At 70.3% G+C, this 22,497-nt stretch carries 15 protein-coding genes; 7 read left to right on the top strand and 8 right to left on the bottom strand.

Going from position 1 to position 22,497, the window contains the following annotated elements; genetic code table 11:
* Positions 1 to 18: 18 nt before the first annotated feature.
* Positions 19 to 849, bottom strand: coding sequence for an oxidoreductase (locus PGH47_RS27575; RefSeq protein ID WP_271665644.1), 831 nt, complete (start codon positions 847 to 849; stop codon positions 19 to 21).
* A gap of 99 nt (positions 850 to 948) precedes the next feature.
* Here PGH47_RS27575 and PGH47_RS27570 point away from each other — a divergent pair, with 99 nt between their 5' ends.
* Complete coding sequence (locus PGH47_RS27570; protein WP_271665643.1) at positions 949 to 1,854, top strand: LysR family transcriptional regulator; 906 nt, start codon at positions 949 to 951, stop codon at positions 1,852 to 1,854.
* Positions 1,855 to 1,933: 79 nt separating this feature from the next.
* Here the strand turns inward: PGH47_RS27570 and PGH47_RS27565 are convergent, their stop codons facing one another.
* Positions 1,934 to 4,246 carry a DEAD/DEAH box helicase gene (locus tag PGH47_RS27565; RefSeq protein ID WP_271665642.1) on the bottom strand — a complete coding sequence of 771 codons (2,313 nt, stop codon included), beginning with the start codon at positions 4,244 to 4,246 and terminating at the stop codon, positions 1,934 to 1,936.
* A 480-nt stretch (positions 4,247 to 4,726) separates the two neighbouring features.
* On the opposite strand from PGH47_RS27565, the gene PGH47_RS27560 reads away from it, so the two are divergent.
* Positions 4,727 to 5,593 carry a hypothetical protein gene (locus tag PGH47_RS27560; protein ID WP_271665641.1) on the top strand — a complete coding sequence of 289 codons (867 nt, stop codon included), beginning with the start codon at positions 4,727 to 4,729 and terminating at the stop codon, positions 5,591 to 5,593.
* A 71-nt stretch (positions 5,594 to 5,664) separates the two neighbouring features.
* Entirely contained in the window at positions 5,665 to 6,417 is a 753-nt protein-coding gene (locus tag PGH47_RS27555) for a hypothetical protein (protein ID WP_271665640.1), read from the top strand.
* Positions 6,418 to 6,442: 25 nt separating this feature from the next.
* On the opposite strand, the gene PGH47_RS27550 is transcribed toward PGH47_RS27555, so the two are convergent.
* The 5 genes from PGH47_RS27550 to PGH47_RS27530 all read right to left on the bottom strand — a co-directional run bounded on the left by PGH47_RS27550 (position 6,443) and on the right by PGH47_RS27530 (position 18,343).
* Positions 6,443 to 7,861 carry an ATP-binding protein gene (locus PGH47_RS27550; protein WP_271665639.1) on the bottom strand — a complete coding sequence of 473 codons (1,419 nt, stop codon included), beginning with the start codon at positions 7,859 to 7,861 and terminating at the stop codon, positions 6,443 to 6,445.
* A gap of 298 nt (positions 7,862 to 8,159) precedes the next feature.
* Positions 8,160 to 10,304 carry a DEAD/DEAH box helicase gene (locus tag PGH47_RS27545; protein WP_271665638.1) on the bottom strand — a complete coding sequence of 715 codons (2,145 nt, stop codon included), beginning with the start codon at positions 10,302 to 10,304 and terminating at the stop codon, positions 8,160 to 8,162.
* The gene (gene brxD / locus PGH47_RS27540) at positions 10,301 to 11,632 is read right to left on the bottom strand and encodes a BREX system ATP-binding protein BrxD (protein WP_165263662.1); all 1,332 of its coding nucleotides are present in this window, start codon (positions 11,630 to 11,632) and stop codon (positions 10,301 to 10,303) included. The genes PGH47_RS27545 and brxD overlap by 4 nt, the downstream gene beginning before the upstream one ends.
* A 4-nt stretch (positions 11,633 to 11,636) precedes the next feature.
* Positions 11,637 to 14,414 carry a BREX-2 system phosphatase PglZ gene (gene pglZ, locus PGH47_RS27535; RefSeq protein ID WP_271665637.1) on the bottom strand — a complete coding sequence of 926 codons (2,778 nt, stop codon included), beginning with the start codon at positions 14,412 to 14,414 and terminating at the stop codon, positions 11,637 to 11,639.
* The gene (locus PGH47_RS27530; RefSeq protein ID WP_271665636.1) at positions 14,414 to 18,343 is read right to left on the bottom strand and encodes a PglY protein; all 3,930 of its coding nucleotides are present in this window, start codon (positions 18,341 to 18,343) and stop codon (positions 14,414 to 14,416) included. The genes pglZ and PGH47_RS27530 overlap by 1 nt, the downstream gene beginning before the upstream one ends.
* Positions 18,344 to 18,780: 437 nt before the next feature.
* On the opposite strand from PGH47_RS27530, the gene PGH47_RS27525 reads away from it, so the two are divergent.
* Positions 18,781 to 19,485, top strand: a complete 705-nt coding sequence (locus PGH47_RS27525) for a hypothetical protein (RefSeq protein WP_271665635.1) — start codon at positions 18,781 to 18,783, stop codon at positions 19,483 to 19,485.
* Positions 19,482 to 20,810, top strand: coding sequence for a 7-cyano-7-deazaguanine synthase (locus PGH47_RS27520; RefSeq protein WP_271665634.1), 1,329 nt, complete (start codon positions 19,482 to 19,484; stop codon positions 20,808 to 20,810). The genes PGH47_RS27525 and PGH47_RS27520 overlap by 4 nt, the downstream gene beginning before the upstream one ends.
* 24 nt (positions 20,811 to 20,834) lie before the next feature.
* Here the strand turns inward: PGH47_RS27520 and PGH47_RS27515 are convergent, their stop codons facing one another.
* Positions 20,835 to 21,281: an ATP-binding protein gene (locus PGH47_RS27515; RefSeq protein WP_271665633.1), complete on the bottom strand. Its 447-nt coding sequence runs from the start codon at positions 21,279 to 21,281 to the stop codon at positions 20,835 to 20,837.
* 143 nt (positions 21,282 to 21,424) lie between these two features.
* Between PGH47_RS27515 and PGH47_RS27510 the strand changes: the two genes are divergently transcribed.
* Together PGH47_RS27510 and PGH47_RS27505 are read left to right on the top strand one after the other, a co-directional pair.
* Positions 21,425 to 22,276 carry a helix-turn-helix domain-containing protein gene (locus tag PGH47_RS27510; RefSeq protein ID WP_271665632.1) on the top strand — a complete coding sequence of 284 codons (852 nt, stop codon included), beginning with the start codon at positions 21,425 to 21,427 and terminating at the stop codon, positions 22,274 to 22,276.
* The gene (locus PGH47_RS27505; protein WP_271665631.1) at positions 22,273 to 22,461 is read left to right on the top strand and encodes a DUF397 domain-containing protein; all 189 of its coding nucleotides are present in this window, start codon (positions 22,273 to 22,275) and stop codon (positions 22,459 to 22,461) included. The genes PGH47_RS27510 and PGH47_RS27505 overlap by 4 nt, the downstream gene beginning before the upstream one ends.
* Positions 22,462 to 22,497 lie beyond the last annotated feature (36 nt).

Here is a 22,497-nt window from a genome sequence, read left to right as displayed (position 1 = left end):
GTTTGGAGGCGAGCCGGGTCAGTTGTCGAAGGCTGTTGCTCGGGTGCGCTTTTCCCAGGCCGCGACGTCCGTGCGGACCTGGTCGAGGTGGCCGAGGACCGCGTCGACGCCGTCGTCGCCCAACGGCAGCCGCAGCGGGGTGTCCTCGGCCTCCAGCGCGGCCAGGATGAGCGCCGCCGCCTTCGCCGGGTCGCCGGGCTGCGTGCCGTCGCCGCCGGAGACAAGCCCGCGGGTCCGGCTCACCTTGGGGTACAGGCCGCTGTCCGTGCTCGTGCCGGCCCGCCCCGTCTCGAACAGCGAGGTGCGGAAGGAGCCCGGCTCCACGATCAGCACCTTGATGCCGAACTCGGCGACCTCGTCCGCGAGCCCCTCGGACAGCCCCTCCAGCGCGAACTTGGTTCCGCTGTACGCCGAGAAGCCCGCGAAGGACATCTGCCCGCCCATGCTGCTCATCTGCACGATCGCCCCCGACCGGCGCTCCCGCATGTGCGGCAGCACGGCCCGGGTGAGGGCGGCCGGCCCGAAGACATGCACCTCGAACAGCTCGCGCAGCTCCTGCTCGGTGGTCTCCTCGAAGGCACCGACGTGAGTGCGGCCCGCGTTGTTGACCAGGACGTCGATCCTGCCGTGCCGGGCGATCACATCCCGTACGGCGGCCTCCGCGGCCCCCGTGTCGCCGACGTCCAGACGCAGCGCCTCCACCTGATCGGGGTGGGCGGCCACTAGATCGTCCAGGCCCTCGGGACGCCGTACCGCACCCACCACGACATCGCCCTCGGCGAGGGCCGCGTCCGCGACGGCACGGCCGAAACCGCTGCTCGCGCCCGTGATCAGCCACACCTTGTTCATGACAGCTCCTCGTCACATGTCGTTTGCAAGGGCTTGCACGGACCACCCTGCTTCCGAATGCGGTTGCCCGTCCAAGACCCGTACTGATAACCGATGGTTATGGCGATGGACGTTCATGTACGGGACCTGCGTTACTTCGTGGCGGTGGCCGAGGAACTGCATTTCACCCGGGCGGCCGAGCGGCTGTACGTCTCGCAGCCCGCGCTCAGCAAGCAGGTGCGCGCGCTGGAGCGGCACCTGGGCGTGGAGCTGTTCCGCCGCGATCCGCAGGGCGTGACGCTCACCGCGGCGGGCGAGGCACTGCTGCCGCACGCCCGGCGGGTGTTGGACGCCTGGTCGGAGGGGTCGGCGGCGCTGGAGGCCGCCCGGGCGGCGGCGCGGAGCACGCTGGTCGTGGGCATGAGCACCAGCCCCGGCCGGGGCGGCCTGCTGCCCGCGATCCGCTCCCGTTTCACGGCCGCCCACCCGGACACCGTGCTGCGGCTGCGGCAGGTGAGCTGGGAGGACCCCACCGCCGGGCTGGCCGACGGGGACGCCGACATCGCCTTCGTCTGGCTGCCGCTGCCGGACGCCGAGCGCTACGGCTGGACGGTCGTCGCGGAGGAGCCCCGGCTGGTCGCCCTCCCGCAGACCCACCGCCTCGCCTCCCGTCCGGAGATCGACTTCGCGGACCTGCTGGACGAACCCTTCCTCGCCCTGCCGGCCGGCGCGGGGCCGTTGCGGGACTACTGGCTGGCCCTGGAGGAACGGGCCGGGCGGCCACCCCGCATCGGAGCGGAGATCGCCGGCACCGAGGAGACGTACGAGGCGCTGGTCGCTGGCCTCGGGGTGTGCCTGGTGGCCACGGGCAACGCTCCGCTGATCACCCTGGGCGGGGTGGTGACACGTCCGGTACGGGGGCTCGCGCCGAGCCGTTTCGCGCTGGCTTGGCGCCGGGAGGACGCCCGGCGGCCTCTTGTACGGGCCTATGCGGAGGCTTGCAGGCGGGTGGCGGGAGGGCCGTGATCGGGAGGGTCGTGATCGGTACGGCCGCGGTGATCGGTCGCGGTAATCAGTACGGCCGTACGCGGCGCGGCTTTCTCCGTCACGCCCGTTCCGCCGCGGGCTCGGTCGGTGTCCTGGTCGGTGTCTTGGCCGGTGTCGTGCCCAGCCGTGCCTGTTCCTCCTCGACGATACGGCGGGCCAGGTTGATGTCCGAGATGTCGACGGCGTCCGGAGTGGCCTCGGCGACCGCGCTGCGGCGGGCGTAGGCGTCGAACAGGCGGGACTTGTTCTCCAGCATCCGCACCAGGCGTTCGTCCACGCCACCCGTGCAGAGCAGTCGGTGCACCTGGACCGAGCGGACCTGGCCCATGCGGTGGGCGCGGGCGACCGCCTGGTGTTCGACGGTGGGCTTGAGCTGCGGCTCGCAGAGGATGACGACGGAGGCGGCCTGCATGTTGAGGCCCACGCCACCGGCCTCGATCTGCGCGAGCAGCACGGCGTGGCCGGGCGCGGCCGCGAAGTCGTCGACGAGCTGCTGCCGCCGCGCGGGCGGCACGCTGCCGGAGATGGGTCCGAACAGCCGGGCCGTCTTGTCGGCGTCCGTCTCGTCGGCGTCCGTCTCGTCGGCGTCCACCGTCTCTGCTGCCTCCGCTGCCTCCGCTGCCTCCGCTGCCTCCGCTGCCTCCGCTGCCTCCGGAAGCGTGCCGTCCGCGAGAGCCTTCTGTGCCGCTGCCAGTACGTCGCGGAAGGCCGAGAACACCACGACCTTGAGGCCGTTCTCGGCGGCCTCGGCGGCGATCTCGCGCAGCCGGTCCAGCTTCGCCGACCGCTCCGGACGCGCGTACGCCGCCCTGCGCATGGCCATGAAGTTGCCGGCTCGCACGGCCTCGCGGTACGCCTCCTGGTCCGCCGCGCTGGGCTCCTCCCACTCGTCCGTGTGCTGGAGCGCGGGGAGTTCGGTGAGGACGTCCTGCTGGTTGCGGCGCAGATAGACCGGGGCGACCGCCTTCCGGAACGCCTTGGAGCCCGCCACGCCGTCGTGCTCGTCGACGCTCTCGGCCAGCTCGGGCTGGAGTATCCGCACCAGGCAGCGGAACTCCTCGACGCGGTTCTCCATGGGCGTACCGGTCAGGAACAGCACCCGGTCGCAGTGCCCCGCCCACTCGGAGACCGCCATCGAGCGGCGGGTCTGCGGGTTCTTCACGAAGTGCGCCTCGTCGACGACGAGCATGCCCAGTTCGCCGCCGCCGGGCACCGGGAAACCGCGCAGGGCGTCGAAGGTGGTGACCGCGACGCCGCCCCGCCCCTTCCAGTCGGCGAACGCCTCCTGCCGATCCGGGCCGTGCAGCGGCGTCACCCGCAGCGCGCTGCGCTTCTCGATCTCCCGGGTCCAGTTGATGAGCACGCTGGCCGGGCAGACGACCAGGAAGTGGCTCTGTCCCTCGCCGGCGAGGTGCGCGAGCGCGGCGATGGCCTGGATCGTCTTGCCGAGTCCCATCTCGTCGCCGAGGATCACGCGGCGCTGGGCGAGCGCGAAGCGGGTGCCGAAGGCCTGGTAGCCGCGCAGGGAGACCCGGCGGTGGGTGTCGTCGAGCGTCTGGGTCCTGACCCGCTCGGCCACCGCGTCCGGCAGGAACCCCTCGGCCGCCGCCGGGTCGGGAGCGCGGCCCGAGAGCTCGGCGAGCAGCCCGTAGTACTCGGCGGAACGGAGCTCGAAGTCGACCAGCGCGGCCACCTCGGACTCCGGGCGGCGCAGCAGGTCGACCGAGGCCTGGGCGAGCAGTTGCGGCACCTCGTCCCGGTCGGCCTGCTCGGTGACGGCGCGGACCTCGGCCAGGGCCGTCAGCGCGCGTTCCCGTCCGGCCCGGCCCGCGAGCAGCATGCGCAGCCGCCCGGACGTCGGTGCCGCGTCGGCCAGCGGCGGTCCGAGCCGCTGGGTGAGCGTGCCGGCCGTGTCGACGGCGCGGCGCGCCTCGGGACCGGCCTCCACCAGGACGTTGAGTGCTACGACCAGTGCGGTGGTGCGGGGCTCCGGCCGGTCCACGTCGATGTGCACGGCGATGGTCTCGCGCACGGCGTCGGCGATCCGGCGGGCGGCGGCCACCGTCTGGTCGGCCGTCTGCTGTCCGACGCCGGGCAGTTGCCGCAGCCGGTAGGAACCTGCGTCCAGGACCTGCCCGACCGTGCGGAACCCGCCTTTCTCCACCTCGCCCAGCCGCAGTCGGCCCTCGGTGAGGTCCTTCAGCCGGGCGACCGGGATGGCGTCCAGTTCGGTGCGGGCCAGGTCGTCGTGGATCGGTGCCAGGGCGGCGTGTACGGCCTCGACGGCCCGCGCGTGATCGTCCACGACGGCCTGCGCCGCCTCGAACAGCCGCCGGCCCCGGGCCACCGCCTCCCGCTCGCTCCGCCCCATGACGCCCCGCCCCTCTCGCCCCTCCCACCGCGTCCCCGCATCCTGCCACCCCTGGGTCGACGGACGTCGCCCGGCGGTTCGCACCAGCGGTCACGACCATGCGCGAGCGGCGACTGCCGATGCGGTTCGCCGCCGTCCGGCTGCTGCGCGCGGTCGAACGCCGCCCGCTCGGCGTCCCAGACCAGCGTGCCGTCGGTCCAGCCGATCAGCAGGAAGTCAACCGACCGGTGGATGAGCCACCAGCGAATCTCCTGCCTCACCCACAGAAACGCTGCCGCTGACGGGCTCGCCATCACCACGAGCCACCGGGACCGGGTGGTGCACGGCTCCCTGTCGTACGCTCTGGGGCCGGGCGCCGGGCCGTGCTCCTTCGGCACGACGACGAATCGGCCACCGCGCGCGGCAGTTCGGAACCCGGGGGTACCCCTGGAAGGGACCGCGTGCGAGAACGGAGGGACGAAGATGCCTGATGCCCCGTCAATGCCTGGTGTTCCCTCGGCCGATGTCCCGCCGCCCGGGGCCCTGAAGGGCCTGCGGATCGGCATCTCGGTCGGCGCGAGTGCGGACCTGGACCGACTCGGTCTGGAGGAGCCCCGTTTCCGCACGCTCCTCGGTGAACTCGCGCGCCTCGTCGTCTCGGCGGGCGGCGGGCTGGCTTACGGCGGAAATCTGGGGCAGGGCGGCTACACCCGGTTCCTGGTCGAGGAGCTGCGGGAGCACGCTCCGTCCTCCCGCCCCCTGCTCAACACCCTCGCCTGGACCGAGCATCGCAAGCTGCCGTTGTCGGAACTCACCGACCAGCGCGAGCGGTTCGGCCGGTACGCCGAGATCGTGTGCCTGAGCATCGACGGCGACCCTGTGGATCCCGCCGAGGGCCGGGGCGAGGACCCCGTACCCGACTCCGACCCCGAGACGGCTCGTCGCTCTCTGACCGGCATGCGCCGCCACCTCATGCGCCAGGTGGACGCGCACCTGCTCCTCGGCGGCAGGCGCGGCGGCTTCCTGGGGACTCTGCCGGGGCTCGTGGAGGAGGCACTGCTGGCCCTCGAGGCGGGCCTGCCCGTCTACCCGGCGGCCGGCTACGGCGGAGTCACCGCCGACATCGCCGGGGCACTGGGCGTCGACGGCGCACCGGAGATCCCCGGGCCGTCCGACGCCACACCCCCGGACCCCCGTCTCCTCGACGGTCTCGGCCGGCTGCGGCAGTTCACCGCCGCGCCCGACTGGGCGGGCCTGCGCAACGGCCTCACCGCCGACGAGAACGAACGGCTCACCGGCTCCCGGTCCCCCGGCGAGATCGCCGAGCTGGCGAGCCTCGGTCTGGGGCGACTGCGCCGCGGCACCTGACCAGGTAGGTTCCCCACCGGTAGGCATGAACTATCGGTGAGGCGCTACGAGTTGGGGAAGGGGCGCGAAAGGTGACGGTACGAGGGAGGTGGACCGTCGCTGCGGCGGTACGTACGGCCGGGCGGGCGGTACTGGCCGCGGCCGTGGGCGGCGTCGTCGGTGTCGCCGCGTACTCCATCAGCCAGACGGGGGGCCAGCTGCTCTCCGTCGTGGTCGGCGGTGTGGTGGGCATCGCCCTGGTACTGGGCGCCGACGTCTACCGCAAGTCGGTCCAGTTGACCGAGGTGCGGCTCGTCCTCCCGGGCAGCGAGATGACGTTCCGGACCAACACGGACATGCGGCAGGCGGCCCTGCGCATGTTCTTCCAGGCCGCGACACGCGTGGCGACCCGTCCGCTGGACGACGGAAGCGGCAATCTGCGCGAGACCCTGACGTCTTTGAAGACGCTGTTCGACATGTACCGCGAGCCTCTGGAGTCCGAGGGTTCCCCGCCTCCGCCGGCCGAGGGCGACTCCGTCCATGAACTCGTCCTGGACATCCTCAACTTCGAGCTCGCGCCGTTCCTCGCCACCTGGCACCCCCGACTGCGCGCCTTCGAGGAGGCCCACCCCGACGAGGACGAGACGGCGTGGCCCGACAACGCGGAGTTCCGCCGGTCCCTGCGCGAACTCCAGCGGAACCTGCGGCCGTACATCATCGGTCTCGGCGAGATCGCGGGCATCCGCGACCCCGAGCGTCACCTGCGCAGATCCGCCTGGCACACCACCCAGCACGCCGACGGCGTCCCCGAACAGAACACACCGCGGCGCTCCACACCGACCTGATGCCCGCACACAGGTGCTCCGCCGCTCACAACGGCCAGGCAGCCAGCAGATCAGCAGGCCCGTACGCCGCGTCCAGTCCCGCGCAGTCCACCCCCCGCCGCGACACCGCCACGACCGGCACGGGTTCGTCGGTGAGGGCGGCCCGGTGGCGGTGGAGAGCTGCCAGGTCGTGTCGGTCGAAGGGGGATCGCTCCAGCCACTTGATGGAGCCGACGAAGAGCAACTCCCTTGCGACGGGGGCGCGGTCGGCACCGACGATGTCGATCTCGACGTCGTTGGTGCGGGTCCAGTAGCCGCCCACCGCGGGGGCCGCCGGGAGCCGGTCGTCTGGCAGGATCCGGGCCAGCGCCTCGCGGACGAGCGGTTCGACCGCCCGGCCGCGCCAGGTGGTCCAGTTCTCCCGGATTCGTGCCAGGGTCAGATCGCCCCGCCCCCGCTCGATCTCCTGCATGGACGGCCCGAGCTGGTGCAGCCAGAACCGCAGGTAGGGATCCGTCACCCGGTAGCGGCGGTCCTTCGACGCCCGCAGCGACACGGGCAGCTCCGCGGCGACGATCCGCTTCTCCGTGAGCAGTTCCAGCGCCCGTTGCAGTGGCGTGGCACCGATCCCGCCGGCCGCGCGGGCGATGTTGGTGAAGGTCCGCTCGCCGCTGCCGATCGCCGCCAGCACCGTACGTGCCTGCGCCTGCGGGGGGAATTCGGCGGCCAGCGAGCGCTCTGCCGACACGAGCAGGGCCGACACCGGGTCGCTCAGCGCCTCGCCTAGGAAGTCCCACAGTCCCGCCCCTTGCGGCCACTCGGCGCAGATCAGCGGCAGCCCGCCGGTGACGAGCGCGGCGTCGAAGGCGGCCGCCGGCTCCAGTCCCAGCATCCGCCCCACCTCCGCGGGGTTCAGCGGCCCGAGCACCATCTCGCGACCGCGCTGGTGGAAGGGGCGTCCATAGCTGTTCAGCGCCTCCATCATCGACAGATCCGAGCCGATGAGGACGAGCAGTACGGGCTTGGTCTCCAGCACCCGGTCCCAGGCCCGCTGAAGCATCCCCTCGAAGGCCCCGCCGGCGTCCATCAGATACGGCACCTCGTCGATGACCAGCACACTCGCCCGGTCGGAGGGCAGCGCCGCGGCCAGCACATCGAAGGCGGCGTCCCAGCTCTCCGGGCGCGCGGCCGCCACCAGCCGCGCCAGCGGAAGCGTCGACGCCTGGGCGTCCCGGGCCAGCCGGGCCAGATCGTCACCGGGTGACGCACCCGTGGCCGCGTAGAACAGGAACGGCGCTCCGGAGCGCTCCACGAACCGCTCGACCAGCCGCGACTTCCCCACCCGGCGCCGCCCGCGCAGCATCACGCACCGCCCGGGCCGCTCCCCGCCGAGCCCCGCCGCCACCTTCTGAAGCTCCCGCTCCAACGTCGCCAGCTCGTGCCGACGTCCCACGAAGTCCACCACGCCCACCGACCTCCAGCCCCCGACCCGACCCGACTCGACCCGACCCGACTCGACTAACAGCGACGTTACTAACATTCATGTTAGCAACACACGCGGACAGAGGCAGAGACGCCGGAAAAGACCAGAGGTCCGGCCGTGAAACGGCCGGACCCCTTCTGATCTGCGTGTTTGCCGGATCGGTGACTAGACGTTGAAGCGGAATCCGCAAGGCAGGACTCCCACCTGCGGAAACATGATTCTGGAGGGGGTCATCCCAGCACGATCCCAGCACGGGAGCTTCATCCCAGCACCATGCAGTTCAGACGCCCCCTCCGGCGAAGCGCACTTGCTCGGACAGCACAGCAGCCGCAGATTCGAGGTCCGCGAGTCTGATCGCCAGTGTCGCCTCGGCCAGTCGCGAGGGAAGAGCATCCCCGAATTTCAGACCTCGGACGGCCTTCTCGTCGATGTCCGGCAAAGCCAGGCGCTCCGTCACATCCTGTCGGACCAGTCTCCAATCCGTCGGAGTGAGGTCGTCCCGTAGGCGTATCCAGTGATCATTGAGACGCTGTCCTGGCACCGCGACGCCACCGAGGGTGGCCGCCAGAGTGGCATTCGCCCTGTGTCCGGCCCATGTCCACCAGCGCAGCTGGTCTGCTCTTCCTTGTTCCCGCACGATCAGAGTTCCTCCTGGATGCACTTGCTCCATGAAGTGCTCCCGTGCTTCTTCCAGGCAGCCCTGAGCTCTCCGGGTCAGATTCACCGGGGGGTCGGTGCCGAGGAGCACTTCACGCACCGCGCGGACAAGCCGGAAGGACGCACCCTGGCCGAACCCAGCCCCGCTCCATTTGGCTTTGCCACCTCCGTCGACCGGTTCGACGAAGCACCGCTTCCGTTTCCAGTCGATATAGGTGACCTGCCAGTTCCGCCCGGCAAGCAGGAGCCGACGGGGGCCCGCGATGTGCTCGGTGAGCAGGCTGGGGTCGGTACGGCCGATCTCGGTCCGGCCCTGCAGGACGGTGAACTGGGGCGGGGCGGTGAATACCGCGGTGAGGTCCATGAAGTGCCGGTTCCCGAAGCGGCGTTCGGCCTCCGGGCCGATGAAGAGCAACCCGTCGTCTTGATCGAGATACCCCTCTGCCACCAGGTGTTTGGCAATCGGCTGCGCGGACGGGCCGAACGGCCCGAGACCGTTCCACCCGTCATGCCACAGATTGCTTCCGACGCCGCCCTCCTGGAGGCAGAGGGCAAGCAATTGCTGAGCCACGATGTGCCGCGGCTCGGGAGGTGCGACCACCGGCTCGACCCAGCCTCGCGACCACTGCAACAGGAGCCCTGCCGCACTCAGCAGGCCCGCGCTGTCGAGGGTGAGGAAGAGACAGTTCCGTGAGGTCCCGGAGCGGCGCCCGGTACGGCCGATCCGTTGCAGGAAGGACGCGACCGACGCCGGGGCGTCGATCTGCACGACCCGGTCTAGGTCACCGACATCGATGCCGAGTTCGAGCGTACTGGTCGACACGATCACGCAGTCCCGCGCTTCGGCGAAAGCCGCTTCCGCCCGCCTGCGCTCGTCGAGCGAGAGCGATGCGTGAGAGAGGAACGTGGTCACCCCTCGGCCTCGTAGCGCTGATCCCAGTTCTTCGACCAGGCGCCGTGACTCGCAGAAGACCAGGCGTTTCTCACCGCGGTGCAAGGTGCTAATGACAGTTGCCGCGTTCTCGAGCGAGCCCACGTAGTCAAGCTGAATGTCCCCGGGCGGTACGGAGACAGGGGTTGCACCACTCGATGCACCCCTCGGCGCGTCCAGGTGAGGGGCGACGACCTGTCCGGGGCGTGAGCCCGCCCCCGATCCCTGGAGCCAGGTGAGAAGTTCGCCGGGGTTACCGACCGTCGCCGAGAGCCCGACGCGCTGGAGTGGGCGTCCCACCACGCGCTGCAGTCGCTCCAGTACGGCCAGCAGGTGCCAGCCCCGGTCGTCGCCGGCGAAGGCGTGCACCTCGTCGACCACTACCGCCCGGAGCCCCGAAAAGAACGACGCGTGATCGACATTGACGCTCACCAGCATCGCTTCGAGCGACTCAGGGGTGGTGAGCAGGACATCCGGCCGACCGGCCAGGACGCGCCTGCGGGTACCGGAGGTGGTGTCGCCGTGCCAGAGTGCGGCGCTGCGTCCGAGCCAGGAGGTGTACGTCTCGACTCTGGGCAGCAGGTTGTTGAGCAGCGCCTTGAGGGGGCAGAGGTACAGCACCGACGTGCCGGACCACCGGGAGCGGTGCATCCGGGACAGCAGCGGGAAGCACGCCGCTTCCGTCTTCCCACCGGCGGTAGGAGCGAGGAGGAGGGCGTCCTCGCCTCGGGACAACGGCTCCACCGCTGCTTCCTGGAGTGGCCGCAGTCCCTTCCAACCAAGAGTGTTGACGATGTGGTGGACGAGCGCCGGTTCCAGTTCGCCGACCGCGCTCATGGCAATTCCAGCGCGATGTCGTCGGCGTCCCCGGCCGCGGCGTTTCGCTCGGCGCTGTTGAGTTCGGCCTCCGCGATCGTGAGTGCATAGTGCTCGCGCGGGTCGAAGTCCTCGAACTCGTCGACCCTGTCGAGGACGTCGGCGACGAGTTTGCGCAGGTAGACGCGCGGTGCGACGCCGACTTTGCCACCGAGTCCACCGGTGACAGCTGTGGCCAGCTCGTCAACGTAACGGTCGTCGACGCGTGCGGCCACCCGGTCGGGATGGGTCGCTGCTGCCTGGTAGAGGTCGCGGACGTTCCGGCCGAGTTCGCCGAGCCTGGGCAAGTCGAAGCCTGGCAGGCGGAGTTGCACCGCGCGCGGCGAGTCAAAGCGCGGGTCGGTGGTGAAGTCGGTGGCCAGGCGCTGGGCCAGCGGGGGCAGCCGCTGCGCGCCCTGTTGACCGTCATAGAAGGCAGGGGTGCCTGTGATGACGAGAAAAAGCCCGGGGAACCGGCCCGCGTCGATCTCGTCGAGGAGTTGCCGTAGTGCGTTGAGGCCCTTCTCCCGGACATCGCCGCGGACCCGCTGAAGTGTCTCGATCTCGTCGAGTACGAGAAGAAGACCGGGATGGCCGCAGTCCCGCAACACGGTGAGCAGGCCCTGGAGAAAGCCAAGCGCGGCGAAGTGGTCGAGGTCTCCGCGCACTCCTGCCGAGCGGCGTGCCGACGCCGCGACGGACTTCTGTCCGCCGAGCCAGGCGATCAGCGCTTCCGCGGTGGCCCCGTCCCCCTCCGTGACCGCTCCACGGTAGCCGCGGAGGGCTGCGGCGAACGCGGGGGTGGTACGCGCGACATCGGAGAGCCGTCGCTCCATCAGTGCGGTCACGGCCTCGGAGAGCGCCGCCTCGTCCTCCTCGTCGAGGTCCTCGCCGTCGAGGACCTCCTCCTCCAGCGTGTAGAACCAGGAGTCGATCACCGCACGCAGTGCGCTGGGTTGGTGCGTGGCGGTGGCCAGGCGTTCGGTGAGCCTTCGGTAAACCGTCTCCAGCCGGTGCAGAGGTGTTTCCGTCTCAGAGATCTGTACTTCCGCGGTGGCCAGGCCGGCCCTCTTGGCGCGCTCGGTCAGCCAGCGTGCGAAGAACGTCTTGCCGGAACCGTAGTCGCCGCGGATCGCGTGGAAGGCGGCACCTCCGCGGGTTACGGTGGCGAGGTCCTCGTCGAGGGAGCTTTCGAACCGTCCGAGTCCCACGGCGAACAGATCGAGACCGGCCTGCGGTACGGTGCCTCGTCGCAGCGCGTCGATGACCTCGCGGCGTCTGGCCACGCTCACCGGGGCGGACGGCGACATCTCGTTACTCCTTCGGCTTCGGTTGCGGCAAAAACTGCTCCCGCAGCAGCGGAACATCGAGCTTCACCGCGTGTCCGGCGTCGACGAATCCGAGGACGGGGTAGCCCTCGACGTTCAGCAGTCGTTGCACGGTTGCGACGAATCCCTCAATGTTGCGCCGAACCCGTCCGGTCGCGGAGATCTCCGCGGCGAGTGCCGCCGGGGACATGGTGCCGCCTGCGGCGACGAGAGCGTCGATGACCGCGGAGACAACCTTCGCTTCCGGCGCTTTGCGGACGTATTCCTTCTGTGCGGCATAGACCTCACTCGCCACTACCTCGCTGCCCAAGCCGACAGTGGCTTGGGGGACCGTGGAAGAACTCTTGCGGGCCTCGGTACCGGGCGTGTCCTGACGAGACACTGTCTCCACCGCGGCTCCCCCGTTCCCGGCTGCGGGAAGCGTCTCCCGTGCGGGATCGGCTCCCTGCAGGGGTTCGCTCCACCACGAGGGAGTCGACCGCTCCCGCGGCAGGCCGACCCAGCCTTTGGGCGTCTGCTCGGCGACGGCGACCAGGGTGAGCACAGGAACGGTCACCTCCGCGAGAGACGCGCCTCCGTGGTAGCCAGCCTTGCGTGCGGTGTACCGGATGTCCTCACGCCACGCCAGAACAACACTTCCGCCTCCTTCGAGAACCCGGTCGCCCCGGATCTCGATCTCTCCGTCCTGCGCCGGTCCTCCGGTACGCCAGCGCGGCGAGACTGCTCCGGCTGCCGGCACCTCCGCGCTCCCGCTGCGGCCGCCCCGCTCCAGGACGTGTCCGTGGTCGGCGACCAGCACGACCGGACGTCCGTAGCTCCTGGCCGCGGACAGTAGGTCCCGCAGATGGGTGATGTCGTCGAGGCCCCAGGTTGTACCACGTCCCTGTTGTCCCTTGTCGAGCGCGTCGTCGATGGTGTTCAGGACCACGCCGACGACCGCCTCGGAAGCGAGTGCACCCATGAGCTCGTGGGCAAGGGCGTGGCCCGTCTCGCCACCGATGTCCGCCTTGTGGAAGAGGGCGGCTTCCTTGCGGTGCCGCTTCCAGAAGTCGCGGAAGCCTGCGGCCTCCACGGACTGCCCGCCCTGGACGGCTTCTCCGGTGAGGAGCGAGGCACGGCTCGTCCGGGTGACGGAGGGCAGCATGGACACCGCAGCCATCCGGCCTGCCGACTGTCCGTCGGCAGGTCGCGGCACGACCTCCCGCCAGCCTTCGCGCTCCGTCTCCTCACCGAGCTGTATGGCGACCGCGCAGCTCATCCCGTCGAGTACGACGACCAGGGGCGCTCCCGCACCGGCCAGCGGACGTACGGCCGTCTCCAGTACGTTCTCGATGACCAGGGCGCCGTTCGGCTGGTGCGCGGTGGCGTGCGCGGACCAGGCCGCGAGGTGGCGGGCGAACTGCTCGTCGAGGCGTTCTCTGCGCGCCCGGCCCTGCTCGTAGAGGCCCTGCAGTTCGCGGCCTGTGGCCAGATCGCCGCCGGGGTCCCCTGCCCACAGGAGGGTGAGCGCGCGGTCGGCCCAGCCCCAGTCGGTGATCTGGGAGCGGATGCCGCTCTCCACCGTGGGCACGGCCGGTTCGGGCTGTTCCAGCCAGCGGGCGATGCGCACCGCCATCTCCGCCACCTGCACCCGGTCCGGGTAGAGCGCGGCAAGGCCGTGTCCTGCCAGGTCGGCGAGCGCCGTCTCTCCTGCCGTGGAGGAACGGCGTGCTTCGGCGACGGTCCTGCCGAGTTGCGCGGCGAATCCGGTGGGCAGGAACCGGCTCCTGGTGAGGGTCTCGGCCAGGCCTGCTGTTTCGGCCAGCTGGTCGGCACGATCCAGTACGGCGAAGACCTGTCGCCGGGCGGCCGGGCTGGTCCTGGCCTGGGCGATCCAGCGGGTCAGCGTCCCTTCCACCGCGTCGGTGAAGGCGCTGAGGGCTGCCCGGCGGGGCATGACCTGGCCGAAGAGGCTGCCGATCGTGAGGGCGGTGTCGGGAGCCACAGCAGGGTCCCTCAAGACCGCCGCGAGGACGCCGAGCGCCATGGCGTCGTGGCCGAGTCCGGCTTCCGCGAGGGAGAGAAGCACTGGTGCCGCAGGGCCTGCCGTGTCGCCGAGCCACTTCTTCAGTTCGGTGCGTTCGATGACGGGGAGTTCGGCAAAGCGGAGTGGGCCCGCCGGCGTACGCGACCAGGCGAGCAGGGTGTCGGTGTCGAGCGTGGGCGGCTGCGCCTGGGGACCAGCCCCGGGTCCGCCCTCGCCGGAGCCGAGGCCGAGCCGCTGTATGGCCAGGACACGCAGTGCCGTGTCAAGGGTGAGCAGCCCCCCAACGCGCGGCCAACCGGTGTCGGAGGGTTCGGCTTCCAGGAGCGCTTCGAGGAGCCACTCCATGCCGTACATGCGGACATCGAGGCCGGTGGCGCCGAATCGCTGGGTGACGACCTCCGCATTCTCGACGGTGAGCGTGCGGCGAAGAATGGCCTGCCCGCGCAGGTCCCAGCCGAGCTGCTCGTCGTCGACCCCGGTGGTGACCACGAGGACGTCGCCCGGTCCGGCCGTGTCCCGGTGATCGTGCCAGGCGGCCGTCACGCCGAGGACAGAGGATTCGTCCCGGACTTGCACGCGGCGGGGCTCATCCTCGACGGCCGTCGTGAACCGGGTGGGCGCTCCTGGGAGGTAGCGGCCGTGGATCAGGACCAGGCTGCGTTCGCGCAGGCTGTCCTTGTGCGCGGTCAGGAGCGCTTCGACGGTGCGTCGCCCGACCCGCGGCGCGGCAGGGGCCATCAGTTTCCGGTCCCTTCACTATCGCTGCCCTCGGCGGCGATCGGCTTCCAGGTGACCTGGACCCGACTGTCAGGATGGGCTACCAGAAAGGTACGGATCTCGTCCTCGATGCGGGTGACCGTGGCGGCCAGAGTCGCTTCGAGCCGCCTGGGTTCCACCACATGCACAGGGTGGGAGGTATCCGAGAGGCCCGGGTGCGCGGGCGCGGACCCGGTGCCCGCACCGTCGGTGGGAGGTGCCGTGACGGGAGGCGTGGGGACACGCGGATTCCCATGCTCGGTGAGACTGACGTCCTGAGCCGTGCGCTCCGACGACACCGTAGGCTCCGGAGGCATGACGGGTGGGGCTGCCTGTGCGAGCCGGGCCACCTCGCGCATCAGCGCCTTCGTGCTGTCCCGCAGCCCGTCCAGTACGGGAACGAGCGAGGACTCCTCCTCGTGCTCATTTGCGGTCCGGGACACCTGGTCGAGGAGCCGGCCGGCTCGGTCACCGACGCTGTCGCCCCGGTTCGTGAGGGAGCGGACCGTGTCGAGGTCCTCCGTCCAGTCGGGCGAGCGCAGCGCGGTGAGCACTTCGGGGGCCTGAACAAGCGCTGCCCCGATCTCTCCGTCTGTGACGTCATACGCCGCGGCAGCCAGCTCCCTCACCAGGGCGGCAGGGGAATCGGCGCGCAGCAGGCGCGCGACGAGATCGGCCGCCGCCTTCATGGACTTGATGCGCGGGGCGTCCGCGCCCCCCGGCCCTGCCAGGCCGAGACGTGCCGCGTTGTCCTGCAGCAGGGTGCGCGCATCGCCGACCGCCCGCTGATTGTCCTCGGCGACCTTCCGGACCTTCTCCGCAAGACTGGCGACGTTCCGGGCGAACAGCACCCGTGAGACGGTCTTGCCGAAGATCTTCCCCGCGCGTCCCAGGGCAGTGGTGAATTCTTCCTCGCTGGGGAGTTCCACCGCTCTGAGGCCATACCCCTGCCCGATCCGTTCGAGGTCGGGGGCCTCGGTCAGCGGCGAGGTCTGATAGACCCAGGTGCGGTCGTCGAGCAGGGCGTAGGTCGCGATGATCAAGTTGCTGACGTTGCGGTCCAGGCCGGTGTACCCGAGCTCCTCGATCCAGGTACGGATGTCCTCCACCGACAGGTCGGGGCCGACGTCAGGGTTCTCCGCGGCCTTCTTGTTGATCCGCAGCCGCCAGTCGTTGGTGACGTTGAGCGGTCCGTCGTGCACCTCGCCGAGACCAAGGGCGTGGACGATCTTCCGTACGCCGGCCAGCTGGTGTCCGTCGACGACGACGCGGCGACTGCCGTCCGCCATGGCCCGGTTGATCCATGTCAGCGTGGTCTTCAGCTCTGCTTTGGTGATGGCCTTGCGGGTGAGGCGCGGGTCGAAGTCCGGGTGCTTGGGGTGGCGGGCTGCGAGGATGCCGTCCGCGACAAAGTAGAGGTTCTCCTCGAAGCTGACGGCTGCCTCGGGGTTGGTGCGGGTGAAACCGGGCTGGAGGGTGAGCAGGTGCTTCCCTTCGGGGACCTCGGCTCCTGTGGTGCCGGGCTCGGCCCGGGCGATGCCGTACACCTGCTGGAGCGCCTCGGTGAGCTGACCGGTGAGATTGTCCCTGGACGCCTTGAGCTGGTTACGGATCTGGGCGCGTTCGTCGGCAGGGCGCGTGGCGGTGTGCTCCTCGAGCCGGTCCCGCTCAAGCAGGTAGTTGATCTTGAGGAGGCGTCCGAGGTTGCGGCTCTTCTGCTCGGAAAGGAAGTCGGACAGCCAGACGACGGTGGGGGCGGACTTTCCGGCCCGCTTCATCCGGTCGACCCGCTGTACGTCGTCCATCGGCGAGTGGTCGCCGTCGTCGAAGGGGTAGTCGATGACGATCCTCAGGTCGCTGCCCAGCTGCGGCCTGAACTGCTCGTCGGGCAGATGGGGGTCGCGGACATTGCCGAAGACGAACTCGGCCGTGCGCTTCGTCCCGCGCCACACGACCTCCCGTATGCAGACGAACGCCTGAGTGTCGGGGACTCCGAGCGCAGCCCACAGCTGGTCCTTGATCCACTGACGCCGGTAGCCGAGCTGGTCGGCGACACCTTGCACCTCTTCGAGGAGCGGTTCGACATCGAGGTCGGACAGGTGCAGATGGAACACCGGATCGGTGCTGTCGCCCTCGCTGCGCAGTTCACCGTCGAAGCCCTCCGACTGCAGCTCGAGGAGTCGCTTGACCGCGACCGAGCCCGCGTCCCCGACCCGGGTCCGGATCGTTCCGTGGTTCAGGGCTGCGAGCTTGCCGCCGGTGAGCCGGGACAGAGCGGGCACGTGCGGGGCGAGGGCGGCGAGAAGCAGCGTCTTGACGAGCCGGTCGTCGGTCTGGAACCGCTTGTCGTCGGCCGATCCGTACTTCGTCAGGAGGTGGTCGCGTACCCGCTCGTGGAAGCGCCGGGCGGTCTCCGCCTCCGCCTTCAGCTTGGCCGTGAACGCCTCGCCGGTGCGCTGTGCGATGACGTCCCACAGGTCCCCTATCGGGATGAGTTCGCCGAGCTTGAGGTCGTCGAGGCGGCGCCCGAGGAGTTCCTGTACGAGCTTGAGACCGGTCCGCTCTCGCTGCAGCGCCCCGGAGAGGTCGACCAGGACGTTGAGCAGGGCGGGCGACAAGGGGTAGAGCGTGCGGAAGTCGTCCCAGTTCGCCTCGGTGCGGCCTTGTGCGTCGAGCAGGACCTGCCGCACCTCGTCCCGGGAGGACTCGACGAGCTTGAACGCGTCGTCGCGCGCCTGCTCCATACCGGGCCGCGGGGCGAGGACCCGGTGCTTGATGATCTCGACGAGGTTGCTGTCCTCCAGCTCGACGACGTCGATCCGCCCCGCGAGGTAGTCGATCTGCTGCTCGAGGTTCTGCACTTCGGCGCCCGCGACGTCCGCACCGATCAACTGGGACAGGTCACGCTGGCGGGAGATGAACGACACGATCGGCACCGGCCGGTCCCCGTCGCCGGACTCGATCAGCTTGACCAGCCGCTGCACCTGGTCCCGGACGAAGTCCTGCTCCCCCATGTGCGCCTGGAGCCAGAGGATCAGCTCGTCGAGGAAGAGAACGACGCCGTCGTAGCCGCGGTCCTTGGCGTGCCGTGAGATGACCTTCAGGCCGTTCTCCAGCGGGATGAAGGAGTCCTTGTCACCGCGGGCCGCTTGGGCGTACGCCGCCATGGGGCCGCTGACCAGGGCGGACACCAAACGGTCGCGTTCTGGATCGCCGGCCTTCGCCGCAAAGGCCTCGTCCAGCTCGGCGGTGCTCCAGTCGACCGGGACGGCGATGTCGCCCGTGCCCGCGTCGATCAGTGGCACATCGTCGGCATCGTCCTCGTTCGTCACAGCGGCCCGCGCCGTCGGCGCTCCGACTCCGAGCCACTGCCGGAACTTGTCGTCATCGGCGAGGAACTCGCGCTGCCGCTGCGCATCGGCGAGCAGCGCATCGGCCCGGTAGACGGCAGGCGTCGGCGCTTCGGGGTGGAGCCGACGCACGGTGTGCACGTATCCGCCGAGCAGCGCGGAGTCCAGGTCCGCGGAGCCGACCAGGTGGTAGGGCACCATCAGGAAGCGGCTGCTCGGCAGCCAGTCCTGGTGCTCGGCCAGGACTTCAGCGAGGCGGGGCTTGGCCTGCGCCGCCGGGTGGTTGTTGAGCGCCGCGTGCAGCACGGTCAGGAAGTGGCTCTTACCGGCGCCGAACGAACCGTGCAGATAGGCGGCGTGCGAGTCGCCCGTGCGCACGGCGTCGGCGACCAGACCGAGCGCCTTGCGGAACTGCTTCTGCAACTGCTCGGTGACGACGTACTCGCCCACCCGCTCATCGGTCTCACTGAAGCCCTGAGAGAGGTCGACCTTGAAGTTTCCGGCGTGGACGTCTTCCTTGACGGCGATGACGTCACGCAGGACGAGCTCTCTGGTCGACATCAGGCGATCATTCCCTCACTCGGCTGGACCCCGGCTGCACCGGTGACACGCTGCTGCTGCGCGCCCCCGCCAATCTTGCCAGGCCATACGTGTGCGGAACCGGCCCTTCGTACCCTTCACGCACCGGTCGATCACTCTGCGCGACCTCTCGCACCCCGGAGGCCCCTTCACCTCACCCAGCGTTGCACTCGGGTGCCAGGACCCGCTCATCAGCCATGGCCGAGTCGCGCCCTACCTGGCGCTCCATCTTGCTGCTCCCCTGGAGAAGGGCTGTCGGCGCCCTACGAGGGGGAGTGCTGATGGGTACGTCGTCACGGTGGCCGGGGCCGAGAGGGAACCCTGGTACGCCGGCCGGCGAGTGGAGCCGTGTCGGAAGGCGTCTCTCGGCATGGCGTTCTGGCCGCCTTGAGGACCTGGAGGCGATAGCCGAGGACTGCTTGGGCGTCCTGCATCGCACTCTGCGAGCGGACCCGTCCGCCTTCGGTCTGCGGGACGCCGCCTGCGCGGCCGGTGAACGGCTGACGACCGTCATGGACGCCCTTGCGGCGGGACGGGACACCCCCGCGGAGGGTCTGCCTGATCCGGACGGGAGTGACGCCCGTACGGACTTCGCGGCCCGGCTCGTCCGAGCCGTGGGCGGTGAGGGCGGCACGGTCGCCGACGCGGCAGTACGGCGGGCGGCCGCGGCGACCGCGGACCGGCTGGCCGCACAGCATCCAGAGGCGCTCGCCGCGGACGGCACTGGTTGGTCCGGCGACCTGCTCTGCCTGATCTACCAGTGGTTCTTCGCGGACGTCGTCGCCGAGTTCCTGCGCGGCGTCATCGCCGAGAAGATCAAAATCGTGGTCCCGGTGCTGCCGCTGGCCGACCCCGAGGACCACGTCGCGGACTGGGTGGCCGAACAGGTGCTGCACCTGGTGCCGAATCCGTGCGAGGAGGCTGAGCATCTCAAGAACGTGGTGGAGCAGGCCGAGGACGCGGTCACCGCCTTCGAGGATCCGGCGGTCGACACACTCGCGCAGGTCGCGCGGGGCCTCGTCCCACGTGCGGTGGGCGCCGCGCTCGGCCTGCTGCTCCCGTCCGGCTCCGCTTTGGAAGAGGTTCCGGACGCTGCACCGAGCGAGGGGACACCTGCCGCATGACCGAGACACCGGCCTGCCACTTCTGGCTCCCCCACCCTGGTGCTCTGGCGCCCGGCCCCGGCTGGCAGCCGCTGAGCGATGCCCTGTACTGGGAGTCCCCTGCCCGGGCGCCCGACCGCCGCCACCTCCTCGCTCCCGCCCCGGACTGGGCGGACGACCTCCAGCGCGTCGCCCGTGCCGTCTTCGCCGCGGACCGCTGCACCTCGCGGGAGGAGACGTTCGACCGCTGGACCCGGCACATTCGCCTCTCCGTCCCGGTCACCGCTCCCGACGCGTGGACCCGCGCTCTCCCGCCCCTCATCGCGCTGCTCACGACGGTGACGGGCGACCGCTGGGAGGTCGAGTTCCGCCCTCACGACGCCGACGCGCGGCCCCGATCCCGCCCGCTCCCGTTCGGCCCCGAGGAGTACACCGGTGAGGTGGCCCTGTTCTCCGGAGGCCTCGACTCCCTCGGGTGGGCGGCCCAGCGCGCCACGGTACGCAGCCCGCGCGCCTTGCTCCTGGTCACGTTCGAGGAGCGGAACTTCGAGTCGCTCCAGGACACCGTGTACGAAGCGGTGTTCCGGCGGCGCGAGCGCGACCTGCGTCGCCTTGAGCAGAGCCAGACCGTACGCAAGCCGAAGGACGCCACCTTCGCCCTCGAACGCTCCACTCGCTCACGCGGTCTTCTGTACGCCACCACGGCCGTACATGCGGCCGCGGCCGAGCGCGTCCCTCTCGTCCACATCCCGGAGAACGGCCAGCTCGCCCTCAACCCGCCCCTGTCCGCCGCTCGTTGGGGCGCCTGTTCCACCCGCTCGGTGCATCCGTGGACGCTGCACCATCTCAACCGGATCATCGAGACGATCGCGGACCGGCCGGAGCAGGCGGTCCGGGTCGTCAACCCCTTCGCGGCACTCACCAAGGGCCAGGTGTGCGAAGCGGCCCGGGACGCCGGCCTGCCGCAGGAGATCCTGGAGGCGACGCTGAGCTGCGGCACCTCTCCCGTGCGGCAACCCGGGCGGTCCCGGCTGCGTCGCCTGCCGCACTGCGGCCTCTGCTTCCCTTGCCTGGTCCGCCGCTCCGGCCTGCTGCACGCATACGGCGAGGACCGCACTCCGTACGCGGCCGACCCCTGGGACCCGTCCTTGGACTCGGACCTCGCCGAGCACTGGCTGGCCCTCAGGCGCTGGCTGGACACGCCGTGCACGGTGCTCGACCTGGTGGCCGATGTCCCGTTGCCGCCGGAGGTCCGTCCCGCGGAACTCCTGACCGTCGTCGAGAGCGGGCGGGAGGAACTGCGGGCGCTGGTCGCACAGGCGCCCGCGGTGCGGCGGTCCGCCTGATCCGCTCCCTGTCGTTGTCGCTCTTCACGACCCGACCGGCTCGGTCTCCGCCCATACGGTCTTGCCCGGCCCCGTCCGGTCGTCGACACCCCAGCGGTGGGCGACGGCCTCGATGAGGGCGAGCCCCCGGCCGCCGTCGGCATCCAGGTCGGCCATGCCGACGGCCGAGGGATCGGGCCGCCGCTGATGAGTGTCGGAGACCTCGATCCGTACGACGGCGGTCTCGCGCTCGTACAGCAGGCGCAGCTCGAAGTTCCGCCCCGGCACCCGCCCGTGGCGGGCGGCGTTGGCCGCGAGCTCGGCGAGGAGCAGGGCGACGGTGTCGCGGAGCGGAGCGCCGGGCGGGATACCCCAGTCGTCGAGCCGCACCAGGGCGAACCGGCGCGCGAGGCTCGCGCCGAGGGAAGTCGCGGGGAACGCTTGGGTGAACACACGTACGGTTACGGGCGGTTGAGCCTGCGGAGCTGTCATGGGCCCAGCCTTCCGGCCGCTGCGCCGCAGGTGACAGGAACGCCACTGGTACAGATCCATCTGTATGGGTTCACACACTGGACCGGTCGGGTAACTCCCCGTAACCATGGACAGGTTGACCGGGCGCGAAAGGCGGGGCGGCGATGACGGCGGACCACGACAGCGGCACATCGGCAGGCGGTGGACCCGAACTGTCCGACGGCCTCAAGACGTTCGGGGCCGCGCTGAAAGCCCTCCGAGAGGCCGGGGGCCTCACCCAGGAGGAGTTCGCACCCCGCGTGGGGTACTCGGCGGCGTACATCGCCAAGTTTGAGCAGGGCAAGCGGTTCCCGCCGGAGAACCTGCCATGCCGGGCCGGCGAGGTGCTGGGACCGGTCGCGGAGAAGGTCCTGACGGCGACGGCGAGGAGCCTGCGGAGGAAGGCCGGGCTGGCGTCGTGGTTCCTGCAGTGGGCGGGGATCGAGGAGGAAGCGATCACGCTGTACGCGTATGAGTGCCGGGGGATTCCGGGGTTGTTGCAGCCGGAGGGATATATCCGGGCGATCTTCGACCGCAGGCTGCCACCTGTGACCGAGGAGCAGCTCGAACGCGAGGTCGCCGCTCGGCTGGACCGTCAACAGCTTCTCGCTCAGCGGCCGAACACTGCCTTCAGTTTCGTCATCGAACAAGCGCTCCTCGAACGTCACTTGGGAGGAGCCGAGGTCACACGCAATGTCATCGACCACCTGCTCAACGTTGGCAGCCAACGCAACGTGGAGATCCAAGTCATGCCGCTTCGCCAGGAAGACCACACTGGCGTCGACGGTCAGATGTACCTGGCAGAGCGGCCTGGCCACCAGTGGATCGGCTACGTCGAAGGCCAGCGCTCTAGCAGCCTGATCACTGCTCCAGACGACGTGAGCGTGCTTCTCCAACGCTATGGCAAGCTGCGTTCCCAGGCCCTGGATTGCAGGGCTACGGTGAGCCTGCTGGAACAGATGCGAGGAGCGCTATGAGCACTACTGAAGACCTGGACTGGTTCAAGAGCAGCTACAGCGGAAGCGAGGGCGACAACTGCATCGAGATCGCCGTCCGCTTGGACGTGGTCCACGTCCGCGACTCCAAGGACACCGCCCTCTGCCCCTTCACCGTGACGCCCGATACCTGGTCTGCCTTCATCACGTATGCGTCCGGATCCTGACGCCTGGGCAGGTGAGGCGGCAGATCCCTGCCGCCT

It is taken from the genome of Streptomyces sp. HUAS 31 (genome assembly GCF_028198125.1).
Classification (GTDB): domain Bacteria; phylum Actinomycetota; class Actinomycetes; order Streptomycetales; family Streptomycetaceae; genus Streptomyces; species Streptomyces chartreusis.
The sequence above is the reverse complement of the archived record's forward strand: the minus strand, read 5'-3'. Positions and strand labels throughout refer to the sequence as shown.

What these genes read in the sequence shown, in the direction of transcription:
- PGH47_RS27570 (WP_271665643.1), top strand. Translation starts at nt 949, where the DNA reads ATGGCGATGGACGTTCATGTACGGGACCTGCGTTACTTCGTGGCGGTG.
- PGH47_RS27505 (WP_271665631.1), top strand. Translation starts at nt 22,273, where the DNA reads ATGAGCACTACTGAAGACCTGGACTGGTTCAAGAGCAGCTACAGCGGA.
- PGH47_RS27565 (WP_271665642.1), bottom strand. Translation starts at nt 4,246, where the DNA reads ATGGGGCGGAGCGAGCGGGAGGCGGTGGCCCGGGGCCGGCGGCTGTTC.
- brxD (WP_165263662.1), bottom strand. Translation starts at nt 11,632, where the DNA reads ATGTCGCCGTCCGCCCCGGTGAGCGTGGCCAGACGCCGCGAGGTCATC.
- PGH47_RS27515 (WP_271665633.1), bottom strand. Translation starts at nt 21,281, where the DNA reads ATGACAGCTCCGCAGGCTCAACCGCCCGTAACCGTACGTGTGTTCACC.
- PGH47_RS27560 (WP_271665641.1), top strand. Translation starts at nt 4,727, where the DNA reads ATGCCTGGTGTTCCCTCGGCCGATGTCCCGCCGCCCGGGGCCCTGAAG.
- PGH47_RS27545 (WP_271665638.1), bottom strand. Translation starts at nt 10,304, where the DNA reads ATGAGCGCGGTCGGCGAACTGGAACCGGCGCTCGTCCACCACATCGTC.
- pglZ (WP_271665637.1), bottom strand. Translation starts at nt 14,414, where the DNA reads ATGGCCCCTGCCGCGCCGCGGGTCGGGCGACGCACCGTCGAAGCGCTC.
- PGH47_RS27575 (WP_271665644.1), bottom strand. Translation starts at nt 849, where the DNA reads ATGAACAAGGTGTGGCTGATCACGGGCGCGAGCAGCGGTTTCGGCCGT.
- PGH47_RS27530 (WP_271665636.1), bottom strand. Translation starts at nt 18,343, where the DNA reads ATGTCGACCAGAGAGCTCGTCCTGCGTGACGTCATCGCCGTCAAGGAA.
- PGH47_RS27510 (WP_271665632.1), top strand. Translation starts at nt 21,425, where the DNA reads ATGACGGCGGACCACGACAGCGGCACATCGGCAGGCGGTGGACCCGAA.
- PGH47_RS27520 (WP_271665634.1), top strand. Translation starts at nt 19,482, where the DNA reads ATGACCGAGACACCGGCCTGCCACTTCTGGCTCCCCCACCCTGGTGCT.